Genomic DNA, 20,852 nt, shown 5'->3' with positions numbered 1-20,852 from the left:
ATTTGTTGTAGAGGCGGATCCGCGCCAAATCAGATGGATCGCACCCGCCAAGATCAATCCTATTCTGCCGCCGGCTAGAGAGTGTTATGTACTTTAGCGATCGATTGCGCTAATAGCATCGGATGGCTCCGCTTCGCAAACGGGTGGCGTTGCGACTGGCGGCTGGGCGCAAAGAGGAGTCGACGGCGGCGATCGTCGACAGCTGCACTTTGCGCTCGACGACCGAGAGCGGTCCGCGCGCAGGCTACGACGGCGCCGAGCGCAAACGCGGATCGAAACTCCATAAGGCGGTCGACACTCTGGGCCATCTGCAGGCGCTGCATGTCACGCCGGCGAATGTGGACAACCGCGCCGAGGTTGTACAGCAGGCGATAGGCGAGAGCGTCGAGCTGAACTATGTCGATCGGCATACATGGGGGACAGAGCCGCCGACGCCGCGAGAGCGCTGTGCGTCGTCAAACTTTCGGACGCGAAGAAAGGCTTGGTTTTCCTGCCCGAGCGCCGGGTGTTCGAACGAACTTTCGCTTGGGCGGCCAGATGCAGGCTTTCACGTCCTCGCCTTCGCTGGCCTCACGCTCGAGCGCGCCGCAGAATTCAGGATACAAAGCGCATGATCCCCTCTCGATGAAGCGTGAACGCAAAAGCCGGCGTTGTCGCCGTGGCTTCGCCATGCGACCGCGCCAGCTCGTTTATGAAGAAGCCTTGTGATTAATGGCTGATCATCCAGGGCCTCGCAGAGGGGAAAGACTTGGCCCCCTCCCTAGATGTTTTCGACGCCCCGCCGCAACAGGCGCAGCCGGCGCCGTGCGACGATGACCGCCGCGGCGCATGACGGCTTCGCTCATTCGCCTCGAACGCGCCGCGACTCGCCGAGCTCATCAGCGACGTGCGCGGCGCGGTCAACACGACTCGCGGCGCCGTGGCGCCGCAATCGGGACAGTCGCAAGGCTCGAGATAATCCGCCATCGGGCGCATCGTCGTGAACGGTCCACAGGCGTCGCAGAGATATTCATAGATCGGCATGGCGGCCTCATTTGTCGGGAACGATCGGCATCTGGACCGAGCCGTCGAGATATTTGATCGGACCCGCCGGCGACGGCGAGATATCGAACTCGAAGATTTGTGTCGGCAGCCATAGGGTCGCGCAGGCGTTCGGCACGTCGACGACGCCCGAGACATGCCCCTGTACCGGAGCCGTGCCCAGGATCGAATAGGCTTGCGCGCCCGAATAGCCGAACTTCTTCAAATACTCGATCGCGTTCAGGCAGGCCTGGCGATAGGCGACCGTCACGTCGAGATAGTGCTGGCCGCCGTGCTCGTCGACAGAAATGCCCTCGAAGATCAGATAATCATTGTAGTTGGGAGTGATCGGGCTCGGCTTGAAGATCGGATTTTTGATTCCGTATTTCGACATTCCGTCCTTGATGACGTCGACCTTCAAATGCAGCCAGCCGGCCATTTCGATAGCGCCGCAGAAAGTGATCTCTCCGTCGCCCTGGCTGAAGTGCAGATCACCCATCGACAATCCGCCGCCGGGCACATAGACGGGAAAGTAGATTTTCGAGCCGCGTGACAGATCCTTGATGTCGCAATTGCCGCCGTGCTCGCGCGGCGGCACGGTGCGCGCCGCCGTCGCCGCGGCCTTCGCCTTGGCCTCGCCTTCGAGCCGGCCGAGATGCGCGGTCGGCGCGAAAGGCGGATTGGCGAGCCCCGGAACGCGCGTCGGATTTGTCGCGATCAGCGCTTCCTCACGCGTGTTCCATGTCTCGAGCAGCTTGGGGTCGGGCAGGCAGCCGATCAGCCCCGGATGGATGAGGCCCGCATAGCGCACGCCCGGCACATGACGCGATTTGGTGAACATCCCCTCGAAATCCCATATGGATTTCTGCGCGAGCGGAAACTGATCCGTCAGAAAGCCGCCGCCATTCTGCTTGGAGAAGAATCCGTTGAAGCCCCATTGGCTCTCCGGCTTCGCGCCGATGTCGAGGAGATCGACGACGAGGAGATCGCCGGGCTCCGCGCCTTTGACGCCGATCGGTCCCGACAGGAAATGCACGATCGATAGATCGATGTCGCGCACGTCCGAGGCGTCGTCATTGTTCTTGATGAAGCCGCCGGTCCAGTCATAGGTCTCGATGATGAAGTCGTCACCCGGCTTCACCCAGGCGACAATCGGAATGTCCGGGTGCCAGCGATTGTGCACCATATCGTTTTCGAATGCGGATTGGGTCAGATCGACCTTGATCAATGTTTCGGCCATTGTTCTCTCCCTTCGTGGTTAGCCGGTCAGACCGACAGAAAATTCGCCACCTTCGCCTCGTCGATCGTCGCCCGGCTCTCGGAATGGACGATCTCGCCGTTCTCGAGCACCAGAACGCGATCAGCGATGTCGAGCGCGAAGGACAGGACCTGCTCGGAGACGACGATCGACAATCCGCGGGTGTCGCGGATCTTCTTCAGCATTCGCGCCATCTCGCGAATGATCGAAGGCTGTATGCCTTCCGTCGGCTCGTCGAGCAGCAGCACTTTGGGTCGTGAGGCGAGCGCGCGCGCGATTGCGAGCTGCTGCTGCTGGCCGCCGGAAAGATTGCCGGCCTTGCGACGTCTCATATCGAGCAGCACGGGAAACAGCTCATATATGTCTTTGGGAACCTCGCGCTCGCCCGTGACGGTCAATCCGGTCTCGATGTTCTCTTCGACCGTCATCGCCGGAAAAATCATCCGGCCCTGCGGCACATAGGCGAGGCCGGCGGCGACGCGCTGGTGACTCTTCAGCGCAGTGATGTCGCGATCGGAGATTCGCACGGCGCCGGCGGTCGTACGCGCAATGCCCATCAGCGCCTTCATGAGCGTCGTCTTGCCCATGCCGTTGCGTCCCATGATCGCGACGATCTCATTCGGCGCGACCTCCGCCTCGAGGCCGTGAATGACCTCGCTCTCACCATAGGCGACCCGCAATCCTTCGATGGCCAGCATGGCGCTCCTCAATGTCCGAGATAGACTTCGACGACCTTCGGGTCCGTCTTCACATGCTCCATCGAGCCTTCCGACAGCACCTTTCCCTGGTGCAGAACGGTGACGCGATGTGCGATTTCCTCGACGAATTTCATATCGTGCTCGATGACGAGCACCGATCGGCCGACGATGATCTTGTTCAAGAGCTCCGCCGTCTTGCGCCGTTCGGAGACGCTCATTCCTGCCACCGGCTCGTCGAGCATCAAGAGCTCGGGGTCCTGAATCAGCAGCATGCCGATCTCCAGCCACTGCTTCTGCCCATGGCTGAGATATTCAGCGCGCTCGGCCAATTGATCGGCGAGAAAGATCGTCTCGGCGATCTCCTCTATGCGCTCGCGAACCGCCCGATCACGACGAAACAGCAGCGCGCCGAGCACGGAGCGGCCGCGCGGATAGGAAATCTCCAGATTTTCGAACACGGTGAGATCGTCATAAATGGACGGGTTCTGGAATTTGCGTCCGACCCCCGCCTCCACGATGCCGTTCTCGCTCATGCGAGTCAGCTCCTTGTCGCGAAAGCGAATCGACCCGGAGGTGGCGCGCGTCTTGCCGCAGATGAGATCGAGCACCGTCGTCTTGCCGGCTCCGTTCGGGCCGATGATGACGCGAATTTCGTTCGGCTCGACATAGAGCGACACGTCGTCCACAGCCTTGAAGCCATCGAAGGATACCGACAATGCTTCGACCGAGAGAAGGAAATCCTGATGTGTCGACAATGGCGTCACTCCGCGAGTTCATGATCGAGAGAGCGCGTCATCGGCGTGCGCCAGAGAGCCCGCAGCTTTGCGACCAAGCTTCTCGCGAGGCGCGGCGCGGAGCTGCGATAGACGCCCGCGAGCCCCTCCGGGAACGACAGCACCACGATGATGAACAGCGCTCCCAGTCCGAACAGCCAAAGCTCGGGAAAGCTTTCGGACAGGCGCGTCTTGGCAAAATTGACCAGCAGCGCCCCACATACGGAGCCGAGGATCGATGAGCGTCCGCCGACCGCCGTGTAGATCACCATTTCGATCGACGGGACAATGCCGACGAAGGACGGCGACATGAACCCGACCTGCAATGTGAACATGGCGCCGCCGAGCGCGGCGAGCGCCGCCGCGAAGCAGAAGGCGAATATTTTGAAGCTCGAGACCGAGTAGCCGGAAAAGCGCACGCGGTCCTCCTTGTCGCGCATGGCGACGAGAATGCGGCCGAGCTTCGATCGCGTGACGAGCTGCGTTGCGACGATGGCGGCGAGCAGCAGCCCGCATTCCACATAATAGAGCGTGAGCTTCGCTCCATCCGAGCGGATGTCCCAGCCTTTCAGCGTGCGCAGATCGGTGATGCCGTTGATGCCGCCGGTGTAGCCCTGCTGGCCGACGATCAATATGGTGAGGATCAGCGCCACCGCCTGAGTGATGATCGCGAAGTAGACGCCGCCGACGCGGCGTTTGAACATTGCCGCGCCGATGATGAAGGCGAATAGCGTCGGAACCAGCACCACCGCGGCGAGCGTGACGCCGAGGTTCTCGAACGGCTTCCAGAACCACGGCAGCGCAGTGAGCTGATTCCAGTCCATGAAGTCGGGAATGCCCGGCGTCGATTGGATTTTCGTGTTCTCGACGCTCGACGCTTCGAGCTTCAGGAACATGGCCATGCAATAGCCGCCGAGACCGAAGAAAATGCCCTGGCCGAGGCTCAGAATTCCCGCATAGCCCCAGCACACGACGAGGCCGATCGTCACGAAGGCGTAGGTGAGATATTTTCCGACGAGATTGAGCCGGAAGATGTCGAGAGCGGCCGGCAGCACGACAAGGATCAGCGTCGCGAAAACGAGGAGGCCCAAGAGCTCGGACCGGCGGAAAAGCGCATTGTCTCCACGGAGTTTCATCGCCGCACCTTGGTTGCGAACAGGCCCTGCGGACGCAGCATCAGAATGACGACGACGCCGATCAGCGTCGCGACCTGCGCCATGGAGCCGGATGTGAAGAATTCGAGCGTCGATCGCGACTGCGAGATCGTGAAGGCGGATGCGATGGTGCCGATGAGGCTCTGCGCTCCGCCGAAGACGACGACGAGGAAGGAGTCGACGATGTAGAGCTGACCGGCGGTCGGCCCCGTCGATCCGACCATGGTGAAGGCCGACCCAGCTATTCCCGCGATTCCGCACCCGAGCGCGAAGGTCGCGCGGTCCACTTTCTGCGTGTCGATTCCGACAGCGCCGGCCATTACTCTGTTCTGAACGACCGCGCGCACTTGGCGACCGAGGCGAGACTTGTAGATCAGCAGAGCGACTCCGGCGGTGATCACCGCTGTCAGCGCCATCACGAACATGCCGTTGATCGGCACCTCGATCGTGGACGTCATCTGCCACGACCCCAGCATCCAGGGCGGCAGCTCCACGCCGACCTCGCGCGCGCCGAAGATGGAGCGATAGAGCTGCTGGAGAATGAGGCTGAGGCCCCAGGTCGCGAGCATCGTATCGAGAGGGCGCTTGTAGAGCCGACTGATCAGCGCCCATTCGACGACGGCGCCGAGCAGCGCCGCAGCGAGAAAGGCGACGATCATCGCAACGAAGAAATAGCCTGGAAACAGCGCCGGAAGATACGTCTCGAACAGCTTGGAGGTGAGATAGGTCATATAGGCGCCGAGGATCATGAACTCGCCATGCGCCATGTTGATCACGCCCATCTGACCGAAGATGATCGCGAGGCCGAGCGCCATGAGCAGGAACACCGAAAACAGGATAAGTCCGGCGAATCCCTGCATGACGAAAATCGAGCCGAGATCGCCGAGCGAATAGTCGCCGAGCATCCGAGCCTCCATATGTCGTGAGGAAAGTGAGCGGCGGACACGGCGGACCGGACGTCCGGTCCGCCGCCCGTTCATTGATAGCCTTTCGGGAACGGATCCGGCTGAACGAGCTCGGCGGTTTCGTAGATCACTTCATATTGTCCATCGGCGCGCGCGCGCCCTACGCGCGTCTTCGACCAGAGATGATGGTTCTCGTGAATGCGCACATAGCCTTCCGGCGCGCCTTTGAATTCGACGCCGGGCGAAGCGGCGGCGACCTTGTCGATATCGAACGAGCCGGCTTTCTCCACTGTGAGCTTCCATAGCCAGGGACCGAGATAGGCGGCCTGGGTGACGTCGCCGATCACGGTTTTGTCGCCCCATTTCTTCTGAAAGGCGGAGACGAAGCCCTTGTTGTTGGCGTTGTCCAAGGACTGAAAATATTTCATGCAGGCGTAGGCGCCGGCGATATTCTCGCCGCCGATGCCGTCGATCTCGTCTTCGGTGACGGAGATCGTGAGCAAGGTCTGCTTCGACAGATCGATGCCGGCGGCCTTGAGCTGCTTGTAGAAGGCGACATTGGAGCCGCCGACGATGATGGCGTAGATCACATCGGGCTTGGTCAGCTTGATCTTGTTGATCACCGAATTGAACTGCGTGTGCCCGAGCGGGAAATATTCCTCGCCGACGACCTTGGTTTTCAGCACGTTCTCGATATGCTTGCGGGCGATCTTGTTGGAGGTGCGCGGCCAGATGTAATCGGATCCGAGCAAATAGAAGCTCTTGGCGCCCTTCTGCTTGGTCACCCAGTTCAAGCCGGCGATGATCTGCTGCGTCGCCTCCTGACCCGTGTAGATGACGTTCTTCGACTGCTCGAGCCCCTCATAGAAGGTCGGGTAATAGAGCATGCCATTGTACTGCTCGAACACCGGCAGGACCGCCTTCCGGGAGGCGGAGGTCCAGCAGCCGAACACGGCCGCGCATTTGTCGTTGACCAAAAGCTTCTTGGCCTTTTCGGCGAAGGTCGGCCAGTCGCTGGCGCCGTCCTCCTGCACGAATTTGATTTTGCGGCCGAGCACGCCGCCCATCGCGTTGATCTGCTCGATCGCCAGCTTTTCCGCCTCGACCGAGCCGGTCTCGCTGATCGCCATGGTTCCCGTGACGGAATGCAATATTCCGACAGTGACCTCGCTATCCGTCACCGCCAGCCCAGTGGTGTTGGCGGCGGAGGCCGCCAGAGCCGGCCGTCCGATGAAGCCGAGCGCCGGTGTCGCCGCGAGCGCGGAAAGCATTTGACGGCGGGATAGATTGCGCGCGTCGCCGGATTTGGTGGTCATTTAGTCTCCCCTCACACTGTCGGGACGAGCCCGTCCTGAGGCAAAGACTGGCCTTCCGCCGGGCCGCGCGGCCATACGTCGATTCGCGTATTCGCCTACGCATATCGCGCCGCTATCCTCTTGATCGGGTCGAATGGCGAGGGGCGCGGGCTCAGCGTCGGCGCCGCGGAAATGGGCGTCGCGAATGAAATACGGGCGACGGATTCGCCGTGGCGAGGCGTAGCTTCGTCAGCGCCCGGTGAGGCTGGGGCGCAGAGGCGATCGGAGATGACGGCACAGCAGCGGATCGTTCGGGTTCGACGCGAATACAACAAATGGGTCGCGGATCAGACCCTCGAGGACTACGCTCTGCGCTTCACAGCCGAACGGGCGCGCCGATGGTCGCCGTTTCGCGTCGCCAACACCGCCATCGCGTCAGTGTCCTTCCTGGCTCTCGAGGCGATCGGCGCCGCGATCACGCTGACCTGCGGATTCACCAACGCCGCGGCGGCGATCGTCGTCGTCAGCACGATCATCTTCATCACCTGCATGCCGATCGCCTATTATGCCGCGCGCTATGGCGCGGACATCGATCTTCTGACCCGCGGCGCAGGCTTCGGCTATCTCGGATCGACCATCACCTCGATCATCTATGCGAGCTTCACCTTCATCTTCTTCGCCATCGAGGCGGCGATCATGGCCAAGGCGCTGGAGGCGGGATTCGGCGTGCCGGACGCTCTCGGCTATTTCATCTGCGCATTCGCCGTGCTGCCGATCGTGACGCATGGATTCACATCGATCAGCCGATTCCAAATGTGGACGCAGCCCCTTTGGATCGCGCTCCATGTCGCGCCCTTCGCGGCGATCGCGCTGCAGGATCACGCGACGCTATCCGCCTGGACGAAGTTCACCGGCCGCATCGGACCGCTCGACGGGAAGCTCGATCTCACTTTGTTCGGAGCCGCGTCCGGCGTCGTCTTCGCGCTCGCCGCTCAAATCGGCGAGCAGGTGGATTTTCTGCGCTTCCTGCCCGGGACCGCGACGGTCGGAAAAGCGAGGTGGTGGGCGTCGCTCATCGCCGCCGGCCCCGGCTGGATCATCGTCGGCGCGGCCAAAATGCTGGCGGGATCGTTTCTGGCCTATCTCGCCTTCAAGCACGGCGTCCCGCCGCAGAGCGCCGGCGATCCGACGCAAATGTATGTCGTCGCCTTCGGCTATGTGGTGCGAGACGAGACGATCGGCCTCGGACTCGCCACCACTTTCGTCATCGTCTCGCAGCTGAAGATCAATGTGACCAACGCCTATGCGGGATCGATCGCCTGGTCGAACTTCTTCTCGCGGCTGACGCACAGCCATCCCGGCCGCGTCGTGTGGCTCGTGTTCAACATCGTCATTGCGGTCGTTTTGATCGAGCTCGGCGTCTATCGTGCGCTCGAGGGCATTCTCGGCTTCTACTCGCATGTGGCGGTCGCATGGATCGGCGCGCTCTTCGCCGATCTCGCGATCAACAAGCCTCTCGGCCTCAGCCCGAAGGGAATAGAGTTCAAGCGCGCCTATCTCTATGAGATCAATCCGGTCGGCTGTGGCGCGACGCTTTTCGCCGGCGTTTTGTCGATCGCCGCGCATGCCGGGGCGCTGGGCGAAACGGCGCGGGCCATGTCCTGCTATCTCGCTCTCGCCGCGGCGCTGATCGCCGCGCCTCTTATCGCCTATGCGACGAAAGGCCGATTCTACATCGCCCGGCGTGAGCGGACGCCGGCCTCGGCCGAAGCGCAAAAATGCTGCATCTGCGAGCATGAGTTCGAGCCACAGGACATGGCGAGCTGTCCGGCCTATGCCGGCCCGATCTGCTCGCTATGCTGCACGCTCGACGCCCGCTGCGGCGACGCCTGCAAGCCGGACACGCGGCTCGCGGACCAGCTGCGACGCTCTCTTTCGCGCGTGCTGTCCGAGCGTGCGGCGATGATGCTCGGCTCGAATGTCGGGCGTTACCTCGTGATTTTCGCCCTCATCATTTGCCTGCTGGGCGGCGCGCTTTGGCTCGTCTATTGGCAGGCGGTTCTGGACGCGCGCATCGCGCCCGCGCTCATCGGTCCGCCTCTGCTCAAGGCGTTCGTGATCTTGAGCTTGATCTCGGGAATCATCTCCTGGTTTTTCGTGCTGGCGCAGGAGAGCCGGCTGGTGGCGCAAGAGGAAACGCAGCGTCAGACGACGCTGCTGATGCAGGAGATAGAGGCGCACAAGAACACGGATCGCGCATTGCAGAAGGCGAAGGAGGCGGCGGAGGCCGCCAATATCGCCAAGAGCCGCTATGTGGTCGGCTTGAGCCACGAGTTCCGCACGCCGCTCAATTCCATTCTCGGCTATGTTCAGCTGCTCGAGCGACGGCCGCATTCGGCTCCCTCCGATCCGAACGCTCTGCGCACGATTCGTCGTTCGGCGGAGCATCTGGCGGGTCTGGTGGACGGGCTGCTCGACATCGCCAAGATCGAGGCCGGCCGCATGGAGGTGCATCGCGATCATGTGCGTCTGCCGGCCGTGCTGCGGCAGGTCGTCGACATGTTTCGGCTGCAGGCGGAGGCCAAGGGCGTGGCGTTTCGCTATGAGGTTCGCGGCTCATTGCCGAAATGGGTGCGGATCGACGAGAAGCGGCTTCGGCAGATCCTGCTCAATCTCCTGTCGAACGCCGTGAAATTCACCGAGGTCGGCGAAGTGCGATTCACGATCGTCTATGATCGCGACATGGCGACCTTCGAGGTCGAGGACACCGGTCCCGGAATTCCAGCGGATCAGCACCAGCGAATATTTCGTCCGTTCGAGAGACTCGAATCCGTTGGACGTAAATGGGCGCCGGGAACCGGACTCGGCCTCACCATCACCAAGCTCATGACGGAGGTGCTCGGCGGCGACATCTCTTTGCGCAGCAGCGTCGGCCATGGCAGCCTGTTCTCGGTCAAATTCTATCTTCCGCAATCGGCGCCGCCGATCGTTCCATCACGGCCGGATTATTCGCAGATCAGCGGCTATGACGGCGCGCGCGTCACCGTGGTCGTCGCGGATGACGAGGCGAGTCATCGGGAACTGGTCACGCGTCTGCTCGCCCCGCTCGGCTTCGTCGTTTTTGCCGCACGGGATGGAACGGCCTGTCTCGAGCTGGTCGAGCGCGTCGCTCCGCAGCTCGTATTGCTCGACATCAACATGCCCGGGCCGTCCGGCTGGGAGGTCGCGCAGACGGTGAGGCGTCGCAAAGGTCGGGATGTCGCGATCGTCATGCTTTCGGCGGACGCCGAGAAGGAGCTCGATGTCGACATCGATCGATGCGCATGCGAAGGCTATCTCGTGAAGCCGTTCAAGCTCGGCGATCTGCTCGATCTCATCGCCGCGACTTGCGATCTCGTCTGGCGGTTCGGCGCGCCGATATCCGGCGCGGAAGGCCGCGGCTCCGGGGCGAGAGGGCGGCTGCCGGTCGATGATCTCGTCGCGCTCGCCGAGATCGGCCATGCGCGCGGAGTGACGGCGCTGCTGAAGAAATATCGAGCCGAGTTTCCAGAGGAAGACTCGTTCGTCGAGACGCTGAGCCGGCTGGCGATCGAGATGAAATTCGACGAGCTCGTGACCGTCGCGCGGAGGTCGCAGATCCGCTCCGATCAGCGAGATCAGATGGAAGCGAAAGATGAAGTCTAGTGTGATCCTCATCGTCGACGACGATTCCGGCGCGCTCGCCTTCCTTTCGACCGCGATAGAGGATCGCGGCGCGACGGCGCTGGTCGCACGAAGCGGCGATTCGGCTCTCGCGATTTTGGAGCGCTTGACGCCCGACATTATTCTGCTCGACGCCGTGATGCCGGGGCTGGATGGATTCGAAGTCTGCCGCCGACTCAAGCGGGACGACCGTCTCGCCGGCGTGCCCGTCATCTTCATGACCGGGCTCAGCGATACGGATCACGTCGTGCAAGGCTTTACGGTCGGCGGCGTCGATTATGTGACCAAGCCGATCGTCGTCGAGCAATTGCTGGTGCGGCTGAGCGCGCATATGGCGACGTCCCGGATGGCTCTGCGCGCCAGGTCGGCGCTCGACGCCTCCGGCCGTCATCTTTTGGCGACCGACCGGCGCGGCTCGGTCATTTGGAGCACGCCGAAAGCGCGCTCGCTGCTCGATCTCGACATAGAAGACGAAGACGTCACGGCCTCTCGTCGAGCCGCGCAATTGCGCGCGCTAATGCCCGATCAGCGCACGAATGTGCAGAAGGAGGCGATCATCACCACCCGGGCCGGGGTCAGAATCCGCATTCTCTATCTCGGCCTCGTCAGCGGGGACGAGCTGCTGTTCTGCGTGACGGAAGCCGATGAGAGCGGCGCGGAAAGCGCGCTGTCGCGCGCTCTGTCGGTCACGCCGCGCGAATCCGAAGTATTGCTCTGGCTGTCGCGTGGAAAATCGAATGCGGATATCGCCGCGATTTTGGGACTGAGCCCGAGAACCGTCGACAAGCACCTCGAGCAAATCTACAAAAAAATGGGCGTCGAGAACAGAACGGCGGCCGTTCGCATGGCGATTCAGATTATCGAACGCCTTTGAGAAGCGTCATCATGTGGAGCGCGGCTCCGCGAGCGCGAGGCAATAGGCTCGCCATCCGCCATGGACCGTGATGTCGGCCGCGCCGTTCAGAGCGGCCGGCTCGACGAGAAATCCCTTCGGCGCAGATCCGTCCGCGAGACGAACCGTTCCGATGCAGAGCGGCGGCGGAACGGATGCGACAAATCGGCCGAACGCGGCGACGTCCAGCGTCCAGACCTCGATCTCCACTGCGCCCGAGCCCGTCTCGTCTCGGATGAGACCCGGCTTCGGCGGGGTCTGCCCCGCCAGCGCATAGAGCCGATAGCCGGGCGCGGTGCGCGCCGCGCGTGAGAATCTCGCGCCGAGCGTCGTCAATTCGCCATTGAGCGGCATGCCGGAGAGATGCGCGCCGACGACGACGATCTCGATGCGCTCGCCATCGTCGGGCGGCGGCGCGGCGCGCGGCCGCCTTCGCCAGCCGGTCGCGCCGAGCCCATTGTCTGCGTGCAAATCGCGCGCGAGCGACGCGACGAGCGCATCGCGATTGGCCGGCGCCAATAAGGTGACGCTCGCCGGTCGGCCGTCGGCGAGCGCGCCGACGGGAACGGCGACGCCGCAGAGATCGAGCAAATTCACGAAATTCGTATAGGTTCCGAGCCGCGTGTTGGCGTCGATCGGCTCCGCCGCGATTTCCGCGAGCGTGTAATGGGTCGGCGCCGTGGGGACGCAGAGGAGATCGACCGACGCCAGCAGCGGCTCGATGCGCGCCTGCAGCGCCCGCAGCGCATAGACGCTCTCGAAAGCGTCGACCGCCGACAATCGTGTCGCGCCGCAGATGATGGCGCGGGTGACGGGATGCAGCGCCGCCTCATTGGTCTCGATGAACTCGCGGATCGCGGCGTAGCGCTCGGCGACGAAGGCGCCTCGATAGAGCAGATCGGCGACGGCGTGGAAATCTTCGAAAGGCAGAGCGACGATCTGGCATCCGAGCTGAACGAGCCGCCCGAGCGCGGCTTCATAGCCCGCTTCCATCAGCGCGTCGCCGAAGAAGCGGAGCTCCGCTGGGACGCCGACGCGCAGCCTGGGCGGCCGCGCGCAGAGCGGGGCTTTCGGGACTCTCTTGGAAAACGGATCGCTGACGTCATGCGTCGCCGTGATCTCGAAAACGCGATAGGCGTCCTCGACGGTGAGAGCGAAGATCGAGACGCAATCGAGTGACCGGCAGGCCGGCGTGACTCCCGAGGTCGACAGCGCGCCCAGGGTCGGCTTCAAGCCGACGATATTGTTCAATCCCGCAGGTATGCGCCCCGAGCCCGCAGTATCCGTTCCGAGGGCGAAGGCGACAATGCCTCGCGCGACGACGACGGCCGAGCCCGAAGACGAGCCGCCCGGCGCGAGCCTCGGATCGATCGCATTGCGCGGAACGGGATAGGGCGTTCGGACGCCGACGAGGCCCGTCGCGAACTGATCCATGTTCGTCTTGCCGATGCAGAGCGCTCCCGCGCGCTTCAACAGCGCGACGACGGTCGCGTCTACCTGCGGGACATGAGAAAAGGCCGGGCAGGCGGCGGTCGTCGGCATTCCGGCGACGTCGATATTGTCCTTGACGGCGAAAGGAACGCCCCACAGCGGGACGGCGGGGTCGAAGGCGCCGAGCGCGGCCGCCTCGCGCAGCAGCGCCTCCTTCGGCGCGAGATGAATGAAAATGCCCGGATCGGCCGCCGCCTCGAGCCGGTCATAGACGGTCTCGACGACGGCGAGAGGCGAGAGGCCGCGCGCATAAGCGTCGAGAAGGCTTTCGATGTCGAATTGCAGCATCATTGCTCCGAGTCGAGAATCTCGACAGGCTTCGTCCATTGGATCAGCACGACGCAGCCGTCCTTCGACCAGACCGAATGCGCGCTGCCGGGGATGTTCAGCGCCACGGCGCCGGCGCGCAGCTCGCCGGTCTCGTCGCTTTGCGCGCCGTCGAGAACGACGATGGTCTCGAGGCCCGAATGCCTATGTCTGGGGACGCTCGCGCCCGGCGCGTAGCGGAGCACGGCGAGCGAAGGGTCGTTCGGCGTCTCGCCGCGTTCGAGCCAACAAATGTCGACGCCATCACGAAAAGGCGAGAAGGCGAGCGCTCGCCAGCCGCCGGCGAGGAGATCGGCGTAGCATCGATCAGCCATCGCGCAACCCCGCGAGAATTTGCTCTGTCGTCGCTGTCCATCCGATGATTGCGCCCTGGGCGCGGATCATCTCCAGCGTCGCGGTCTCGAATTGTGGAAAATAGCTCGCGGTCGCATCTTCGGCGAGGAGGCATTCATAGCCGCGGTCATTGGCCTCGCGCATCGTGGTCTGCACGCAGACTTCCGTGGTGACGCCGGCGAAGACGAGCTGCCGAGCGCCGATCCGCGTCAGCTCCTCTTGCAGCGGCGTCGCGTAAAAGGCGCCCTTGCCCGGCTTTTCGATCACGATCTCGCCGGGGAGAGGGGCGAGCTCTGGCAATATGGCGGCGCCGGGCTCGCCGGAGATCAGCACGCGGCCCATCGGACCCGGATCGCCGATGCGCAGGCGCGGAGCGCCGCGGTCGCGCTTGGCGGGAGGGCAGTCCGACAGATCGGGGCGATGGCACTCCATCGTATGGATGACGGGAAGGCCGCGCGCGCGAAAGCTCAGCAGCAAGCGCAGCACGGTCGGCACAATGGCGCGAAGCCGTGAGACGTCGTTGCCGAGGCTCTCGCCGAAGCCGCCGGGCTCGATGAAGTCGCGTTGCATATCGATGATGACCAGCGCGAGCGCGCTCGGCTCGAGCTCGAAGGCGAACGGCTCCGCCGCGATTTTCGTCATCAGCCTCTCCCCGCCATATGTCGGCCGATCTCATGCGCGTCGGCGGCCGCGATCGGCGTCTCGTAGACGATCGCGCCCTCGGACATGACGAGAATGCGGTCCGAAAGCTCAAGAAGCTCGTCGAGATCTTCGGAAACCAGCAATACGGCGGCGCCGGCGTTGCGGGCTTGCATGATGCGGGCGCGAATTTCCGCCACCGCCGCGAAGTCGAGGCCGAAGCAAGGATTGGCGACGATGAGCAGATCGACGTCGCCGGTCAGCTCGCGCGCGAGGACGGCGCGTTGGACGTTGCCGCCGGAGAGCGTCGCGATCGGCGCATCGATGGAGGCGGCCTTGACCTCGAAGCGATCGACGAGCCGTTCCGCGTCGCGACGGATCGCCCGGCCGTCGAGCCAGCGTTGCGGCCCGCCGTCGCGATCGAGATCGAAAGTTCGGAACGCCAGATTTTCGGCGACGCTCATCAGCGGCGCGCAGGCGTTACGCAGCGGCTCCTCGGGAATGAAGCGCACATTGAGCTCCTTCATTTCGGCGCGCGTCGCGCCATAGCGCGCGCCTTTGACCCTGATCTTGCCGGCTTCCGGCGCGCGCTGGCCTGCGAGGACGTCGAGCAGCTCCCTTTGCCCATTGCCGGCGATTCCGGCGACGCCGACGATTTCGCCGGCGTGAAGCACGAGATCGTCGATCTCGATCGAGTTCCGCCCGGCGGCGCCGCCCGGCGCCCGAAGCGTTCTGATTTCCAGCACGGGCTCCGCCGTTTCGGCGACGGCGGCGCGGGCGTCGAGCGTCGCGATCTTTTGCTCGCCGATCATCATCGCCGCGAGCGCGGAACGGTGGAGGGCGCTTATCGCGCCGCCGCCGGCGCGCCTGCCTTTGCGCAGCACGGTGACGTCGTCGGCGAAGGCGAAGACTTCGCGGAACTTGTGCGAGATCATCAGCGCGGTGAGCCCGCCGCCGCGCGTCAGCGCGCGCACATGGCCGAGAACTTCTTCCGCCTCGTCGGGCGTCAGCGCGGAGGTCGGCTCGTCGAGGACGAGGAAGCGCCGTCCGAGATAGAGCTGCTTGGCGATTTCGAGCTTTTGCCGCTCTCCCGTGGAAAGCGCGCCCACCGGCCGGTCGAGCGGGACGCGGAAGGGCATGCTCTCCATGAATTGCGCGAGCGCGGCGCGCTCCTTTCGCCAATCGATCACGAAAGGTCCATCGGCGCGCGCGATCACGAGATTCTCCGCCCCGGTCAGCGACGGCGCCAAGGTGAAATGCTGATAGACCATGCCGAGCCCGAGCGTCGCGGCGTCGCGCGGGCCGAGGATCTTCGCCTCGCGTCCGTCGACGAGCATCTGCCCGTCGCTCGGCTTCTGGTAGCCCAGCATGCATTTGACGAGCGTCGACTTGCCCGCGCCATTCTCGCCGAGCAGAGCATGGAAGGAGCCCGCGGCGACGCGCATGGACACGTCGTCGAGGGCGAGAAAGCCGCCGAAGCGCATCGTCATGCCGAGCGCTTCGACCTCGATTGCGCGTCCTGTCGCCGAGCCCCCCATGCGAGCCTCACGGAAGCGCGGCGAGAAGCGCGGCGGAAGTCGCCACCGCGCCGAAAACGCCGCCTTGCATCTTGATCATCTCGACCGCGGCGCGATGATTGCCATAGTCGGTGGCGCCGCAGCAGTCTTCGAGGAGCAGACATTCGAAGCCGCGGTCATTGGCTTCGCGCATGGTCGTGTGGACGCAGACATCGGTGGTGATGCCGGTCAGGATGATGTTTTCTAAGCCGCGCTGCTTCAAGATCAATTCTAGATCGGTCGCGCAGAAGGAGCCTTTGCCCGGCTTGTCGATGATCGGCTCGCCGTCCAGCGGCGCCAGATCCTCGATGATTTCCCAGCCCGGCTCGCCACGCACGAGAATGCGCCCGCACGGGCCGGGATCGCCGATGCCGGCGCCGATCCGGCGCGAGCGCCACCGCTTGTTGGCCGGCAGATCGGCGAGGTCGCGGCGATGCCCTTCGCGCGTATGGATGATATGATAGCCCTTGGCGCGCATGGCGCCGAGCACGGATTTTATGGGCTCGATCGGAGCGCGCACGAGCGAGAGATCATAGCCCATCGCATCGACATAGCCGCCCTTGCCGCAGAAATCGATCTGCATGTCGATGACGATGAGCGTCGTATTGTCGGGACGCAGCGCGCCATTATAGGGCCAGGGATAAGGGTCGGCGGCGATATATCGTTCCGCGGCGGCGCGCTCGTTCATGGCGTCGTCTCCTGTTCATCTCGTGATCGACAATTCGCACGGCGCTCCGGCGAGCGCTCGTCCGGGAGAAGAGGTCGCGATCATGATCGCGAGCGTCAGCGCGTAAGGCGCGGCGTAGAACAGATAATAGCCATGGGTCACGCCGACCGACTGCAACGCCGGGCCGAGCGCCCCGGCGCCGCCGAACAGCAGGGCCGCCGCGAAGCAGCCGAGCGGATTCCAACGCGAGAAGACGACGAGCGCCACGGCCATCAAGCCTTGGCCGGACGAGATGCTCTCGTTCCAGCTGCCGGGGTAATAGAGCGAGAGATAGGCGCCGCCGATCGCCGCGAGGCCGCCGCCCGCCGCTGTCGCGAGCAGGCGCACCCGATCGGGGTCGATTCCCATGGCGCGCGCGGCGTCCGAGCTGTCGCCGACGATTCTGAGAATGAGGCCGGCGCGCGTGTTGCGGAAAGCCCATTGCAGGAAAACGGCGAGCGCCGCGCCGACGACGAACAGCGCGTTCACGTCGAGCGCCGTGCGCAGCTGCGGAATGTCGGACCAAAAGCCCAAGGAAATGGCTGACAAGCGCGGCGCCGAAGGTTGGATGAACGCTTTGCCGAAGAAGAAGGCGAGCCCCGTGCCGAGCAGCATGAGCGCAATGCCGATCGCTATGTCGTTCACGCGCGGAAACTTGCAGATCCAGCCATGCAGCAGGCCCGCGGCGATTCCCGAGACGCCGGCGGCCGCGACGCCGAGCCAGGGCGAATTCGACAGCACGGCTGTCGCGTAGGCCGACATGGCGCCGAAGATCAGAATGCCTTCGAGACCTATGTTGACGCGCCCGGCGCGCTCGGTGATCGTCTCGCCGAGCGAGACGAAGATGAAGGGCGTCGAGACGCGGATCGCGCCGCCGACGATGGCGAGCGGCACGCTCCAATATCCAATGTCGGTCGTCTGCATCGCGTCAGCCTTTCCGCGCCCAGCGCTCGGGCGTAAAAATATGGAATCGCCCGTAGAGCGTCTCGGCGAATAGAACGACGATGAAGACCATGCCTTGCAGGACGAGGATCGTGGCGTCTGGCAGCTCCATGCGGCGCTGTATAAGTCCGCCGGCGGCGCCGACTCCGCCGAGCAGCATGGCCACGGGAATGATGGCGAGCGGATTTTGCCGCGCGAGAAAGGCGACGAGGACGCCCGTGTAGCCATAGCCGGAGGCGAGCGACGCATTGGCGGCGCCGTGGACCGCCGCGACTTCGATCATGCCGCAGAGGCCCGCAGCGGCGCCCGCGAGCGCGCAGAAGGCGACGATCAGCGCGCCGACCGGCAATCCTTGTATGCGCGCGGCGCGGAGATTGCCGCCGGAGATTCGCGCGGCGAAGCCCCAGGAGGTCTTCTCGATCAGGACGGAAGCGAGAAGGCAAAAAGCAATGCCGACGGCCAATCCCCAATGCACGTCGGTCCCCGGAATGGCGCCGATGCGGTCCGCGTCCGGCAGCGGCGCGGTGGACGGCTTGTTGAGCGAAGCAGGATCTCGCAAAGGTCCTTCGACGAGATGATTCATGAGCGCGATAGCGATATAGGCCATCAGCAAGCCGGAGATCGTCTCATTGACGGCGCGATAATGACGGAGGGCGCCGATCGCGCCGATCCAAGCGCCGCCGACCGCCATGCCGGCGAGCGCCATGGCCGTGACGACGAGCGGCGCCGGCGCCGATGAGAGAGCCGAGCCCGTCGCCGCGGCGGCGACGCCGCCGAGCGCGATAGCGCCCTCGCCGCCGATGACGAGAAGCCCGAGCCGCGCCGGAAGAGCGACGCAAAGTCCGGCGAGCAGCAGAGGCGCGGCGCGCGACAGCATGTTCTGGATCGAGAACCAGCTGCCGAAGCCGCCGCGCCATAGCAGCTCGAAAAATTGCGCCGGCGATTTGTCCAGCGCCAAAAGCAGCAGGCTGAACAGCCCGCAGCCCGCGAGCGAGGAGGCGATGACGATGACGAGGGGCTCGGCTCGGCGCGCGATCCAGGCGCGTTGCGCCGTAAAGTCGCGGCGCTCGCCCCGTCTCGTCGGGTCGTCGGCGATCGTCTCGGTCATGTCGTCCGCTCCCTGCGCGCCAGAGGCCATGTCAGGAGGTCGCTCCGATGACGCCTTCGACGAGGTAATTCATGCTCTCGAGCTCGACGGCGGTCTCGACATATTTCTCGCCCGCGGGCACGACCAGCGAGCCCTTGTTATCCTTCAGCGGACCGGCGATGATCGCGTAGCCGCCCTTGGACATTTCGGCTTTTTTCGCCTCGAATTGCCGTCTCGCCGCGTCCGGCGCCATGGCGCCGAGGGGGCTCGTCTTGACGAAGCCCTCCGCGAGGCCGCCGCGCGTGAAATTCGGCAAAGGCTGGCCAGCCAAAAACTTCTCGACATAGGTTTTATAGACGCTCGCCCAGTTCCATTCGGCGCCGGTCAAATAACGCTCCGGCGCGAGCGGGCGCTGGTCCGCATGATAGCCGCAGACATAGGCGCCGCGTGCAGCCGCCGTCTGAACGACGACCTTGGGGCTGTCGACATGGCAGGTGACGACATCGACGCTCTGATCGAGCAGAGCGTTTGTCGCTTCCGCTTCTTTGACCGCGAGCGACCATTCGCCGGTGAAGATCACCCGGCAGGTGATGTCGGGATCGACGGAGCGCGCGCCGAGCAGAAAGGAATTGATGTTGAGAAGCACCTGCGGAATCGGCTTGGCGGCGACAAAGCCGAGCTTCTTGGTCTTCGTCATATGGCCGGCGACGACGCCATTCAGATATTGGCAGGAGCCGATATAGCCGAAATAGGAGCCGGCGTTTTTCGGATTCTTTTCGGTCCACAGCCCCCCGCAGTGGCGGAACTGCGTCTTGGGATATTTGTTCGCGACCTGCAGCACGAAGGGATTGAAATAGCCGAAGGACGTTGGAAACAGCAGCGACGCGCCCTCGAGATTGATCATCGACTCCATCGTCTTGATGACGTCGATTGTCTCCGGGACTTTCTCTTCCTCTATGACGGTGACGCCACGCAGCTTCTTCACCGCCGCGGCGCCTTCCGCATGCGCCTGATTATATCCATAATCGTCTTTCGGGCCGACATAGATGAAGCCGATCGTCACGGTCGCCGCGACCGCGGGCCGCGCGCCCAGCGCCGAAGCCGCGAGCCCCGTCGCCGCGCCCTGGAGGAGATGCCGCCTGTCGAAAATCATGCGTCGCGTCATGGAGAACTCCCTTCCGCCCCGCGGCGGCTTCGCAATGTGTATGCAATTGATAGTCCATACGTGAAAATCTAATTGTTTCAACTAACATAATAAGTTATAACGGGTTCGCTGCCTTTTCATTCGGCAATTGCATGCAGTTTATGCCGAAGATTTGGTCATCAGCGCACGGAAGCGGCGATGGAGGATCGGCTCGTTGACATCGGAGGAGGAGCAGGCGACGCCGAGAGGCGGCCGACGCAAGCTCGTGCGGACAGGCACGACCGTCGACCAGATGGTGCGCGCCATTTCGGATCGCATCGTCACCGGCGGCATGCATCCGGGCGAAAAGCTGGACGAAGCTTCGTTGGCGGAGCGCTATAAGGTCTCGCGCACGCCGGTGCGCGAGGCGTTGAGCCGGCTCTCGGCCATGGGTCTCGTCGAACGTCGTCCCAATCGCGGCGCCATCGTCGCCGTCGTCTCGCGCGCGCATCTCGCATCCATGTTCGAGAGCATGGCCGAGCTCGAAGCGATCTGCGCTCGTTTCTGCGCCGAGCGCATGACGGAACAAGAGCGGCGCTCTCTGGAGATCGAGCATAGAGCGGCCGCGGAGCTGGTGACGCGAGAGGCGGAAGCCGACTATGAGCTTTTCAATTCCGACTTCCACACGCGTCTCTATCGCGGCGCGCATTCGCCGCATATGTGCGAGCTCGCGTCACAGACGCGCCGCCGGCTGGCGCCGTTTCGCCGCGCGCAATTTCGGCTCGACGGGCGGCTACAAAAATCCTGGCGCGAGCACGACCGCATCGTCCAGTCGATACTCGCGCGCGACGCCGCCGCCGCCGGATCGGCTGCCCGAGATCATTTGACCGTCGTCGGCGAGGCGAGCGTGATTTTTGTCAACGACGACGCGATCGCCACGAACTCTTGATC

At 63.8% G+C, this 20,852-nt stretch carries 18 protein-coding genes and 1 pseudogene; 4 read left to right on the top strand and 15 right to left on the bottom strand.

The genetic code is table 11. From position 1 onward, the window contains the following. Positions 1-140: 140 nt before the first annotated feature. A pseudogene (locus ACT53T_RS18950) lies at positions 141-544 on the top strand (transposase); the annotation flags it as partial. A gap of 164 nt (positions 545-708) precedes the next feature. On the opposite strand, the gene ACT53T_RS18945 reads toward ACT53T_RS18950, so the two are convergent. From ACT53T_RS18945 to urtA, 7 genes are all read right to left on the bottom strand, one after another. Next, on the bottom strand, positions 709-1,023 hold the full coding sequence (locus tag ACT53T_RS18945; protein ID WP_400770470.1) for an FmdB family zinc ribbon protein: 315 nt from the start codon (positions 1,021-1,023) through the stop codon (positions 709-711). A gap of 7 nt (positions 1,024-1,030) precedes the next feature. Then, positions 1,031-2,260, bottom strand: a complete 1,230-nt coding sequence (gene fmdA, locus ACT53T_RS18940; protein ID WP_476162421.1) for a formamidase — start codon at positions 2,258-2,260, stop codon at positions 1,031-1,033. A gap of 26 nt (positions 2,261-2,286) precedes the next feature. Further along, positions 2,287-2,976 carry an urea ABC transporter ATP-binding subunit UrtE gene (gene urtE / locus ACT53T_RS18935; protein ID WP_476162420.1) on the bottom strand — a complete coding sequence of 230 codons (690 nt, stop codon included), beginning with the start codon at positions 2,974-2,976 and terminating at the stop codon, positions 2,287-2,289. Positions 2,977-2,984: 8 nt separating this feature from the next. Next, a complete protein-coding gene (gene urtD / locus ACT53T_RS18930) occupies positions 2,985-3,731 on the bottom strand; it encodes an urea ABC transporter ATP-binding protein UrtD (RefSeq protein WP_476162419.1) in 747 nt (248 codons plus the stop codon). Positions 3,732-3,736: 5 nt separating this feature from the next. Next, entirely contained in the window at positions 3,737-4,885 is a 1,149-nt protein-coding gene (gene urtC, locus ACT53T_RS18925; RefSeq protein WP_476162418.1) for an urea ABC transporter permease subunit UrtC, read from the bottom strand. After that, a complete protein-coding gene (gene urtB / locus ACT53T_RS18920) occupies positions 4,882-5,808 on the bottom strand; it encodes an urea ABC transporter permease subunit UrtB (protein ID WP_476162417.1) in 927 nt (308 codons plus the stop codon). The genes urtC and urtB overlap by 4 nt, the downstream gene beginning before the upstream one ends. 71 nt (positions 5,809-5,879) lie before the next feature. Further along, positions 5,880-7,079, bottom strand: coding sequence for an urea ABC transporter substrate-binding protein (gene urtA / locus ACT53T_RS18915; RefSeq protein WP_476162452.1), 1,200 nt, complete (start codon positions 7,077-7,079; stop codon positions 5,880-5,882). Positions 7,080-7,391: 312 nt separating this feature from the next. On the opposite strand from urtA, the gene ACT53T_RS18910 reads away from it, so the two are divergent. Together ACT53T_RS18910 and ACT53T_RS18905 are read left to right on the top strand one after the other, a co-directional pair. Further along, the gene (locus ACT53T_RS18910) at positions 7,392-10,787 is read left to right on the top strand and encodes a hybrid sensor histidine kinase/response regulator (RefSeq protein WP_476162416.1); all 3,396 of its coding nucleotides are present in this window, start codon (positions 7,392-7,394) and stop codon (positions 10,785-10,787) included. Beyond that, on the top strand, positions 10,777-11,679 hold the full coding sequence (locus tag ACT53T_RS18905; RefSeq protein ID WP_476162415.1) for a response regulator: 903 nt from the start codon (positions 10,777-10,779) through the stop codon (positions 11,677-11,679). The genes ACT53T_RS18910 and ACT53T_RS18905 overlap by 11 nt, the downstream gene beginning before the upstream one ends. A gap of 9 nt (positions 11,680-11,688) precedes the next feature. Here ACT53T_RS18905 and atzF read toward each other — a convergent pair whose 3' ends face one another. From atzF to ACT53T_RS18865, 8 genes are read right to left on the bottom strand one after another with little or no spacing between them, the layout of a single operon-like run. Then, positions 11,689-13,479: an allophanate hydrolase gene (atzF, locus tag ACT53T_RS18900; protein WP_476162414.1), complete on the bottom strand. Its 1,791-nt coding sequence runs from the start codon at positions 13,477-13,479 to the stop codon at positions 11,689-11,691. Then, entirely contained in the window at positions 13,476-13,829 is a 354-nt protein-coding gene (locus tag ACT53T_RS18895) for a cupin domain-containing protein (protein ID WP_476162413.1), read from the bottom strand. The genes atzF and ACT53T_RS18895 overlap by 4 nt, the downstream gene beginning before the upstream one ends. Further along, positions 13,822-14,490, bottom strand: coding sequence for a cysteine hydrolase family protein (locus tag ACT53T_RS18890; protein WP_476162412.1), 669 nt, complete (start codon positions 14,488-14,490; stop codon positions 13,822-13,824). The genes ACT53T_RS18895 and ACT53T_RS18890 overlap by 8 nt, the downstream gene beginning before the upstream one ends. Then, complete coding sequence (locus tag ACT53T_RS18885) at positions 14,490-16,025, bottom strand: ABC transporter ATP-binding protein (protein WP_476162411.1); 1,536 nt, start codon at positions 16,023-16,025, stop codon at positions 14,490-14,492. Before ACT53T_RS18885 ends, ACT53T_RS18890 begins: the two co-directional genes overlap by 1 nt. Positions 16,026-16,032: 7 nt before the next feature. Further along, positions 16,033-16,731 carry a biuret amidohydrolase gene (gene biuH, locus ACT53T_RS18880; RefSeq protein WP_476162410.1) on the bottom strand — a complete coding sequence of 233 codons (699 nt, stop codon included), beginning with the start codon at positions 16,729-16,731 and terminating at the stop codon, positions 16,033-16,035. A 15-nt stretch (positions 16,732-16,746) separates the two neighbouring features. Next, on the bottom strand, positions 16,747-17,673 hold the full coding sequence (locus ACT53T_RS18875) for an ABC transporter permease (protein ID WP_476162409.1): 927 nt from the start codon (positions 17,671-17,673) through the stop codon (positions 16,747-16,749). Between the two features lie 4 nt (positions 17,674-17,677). Further along, a complete protein-coding gene (locus ACT53T_RS18870; RefSeq protein WP_476162408.1) occupies positions 17,678-18,799 on the bottom strand; it encodes an ABC transporter permease in 1,122 nt (373 codons plus the stop codon). 31 nt (positions 18,800-18,830) lie between these two features. After that, on the bottom strand, positions 18,831-19,943 hold the full coding sequence (locus ACT53T_RS18865; RefSeq protein ID WP_476162407.1) for a BMP family ABC transporter substrate-binding protein: 1,113 nt from the start codon (positions 19,941-19,943) through the stop codon (positions 18,831-18,833). A gap of 271 nt (positions 19,944-20,214) precedes the next feature. On the opposite strand from ACT53T_RS18865, the gene ACT53T_RS18860 reads away from it, so the two are divergent. Further along, on the top strand, positions 20,215-20,850 hold the full coding sequence (locus tag ACT53T_RS18860) for a GntR family transcriptional regulator (RefSeq protein ID WP_476162451.1): 636 nt from the start codon (positions 20,215-20,217) through the stop codon (positions 20,848-20,850). Positions 20,851-20,852: the final 2 nt, after the last annotated feature.

This window comes from Methylosinus sp. DMC45, from assembly GCF_056313885.1.
The sequence above is the reverse complement of the archived record's forward strand: the minus strand, read 5'-3'. Positions and strand labels throughout refer to the sequence as shown.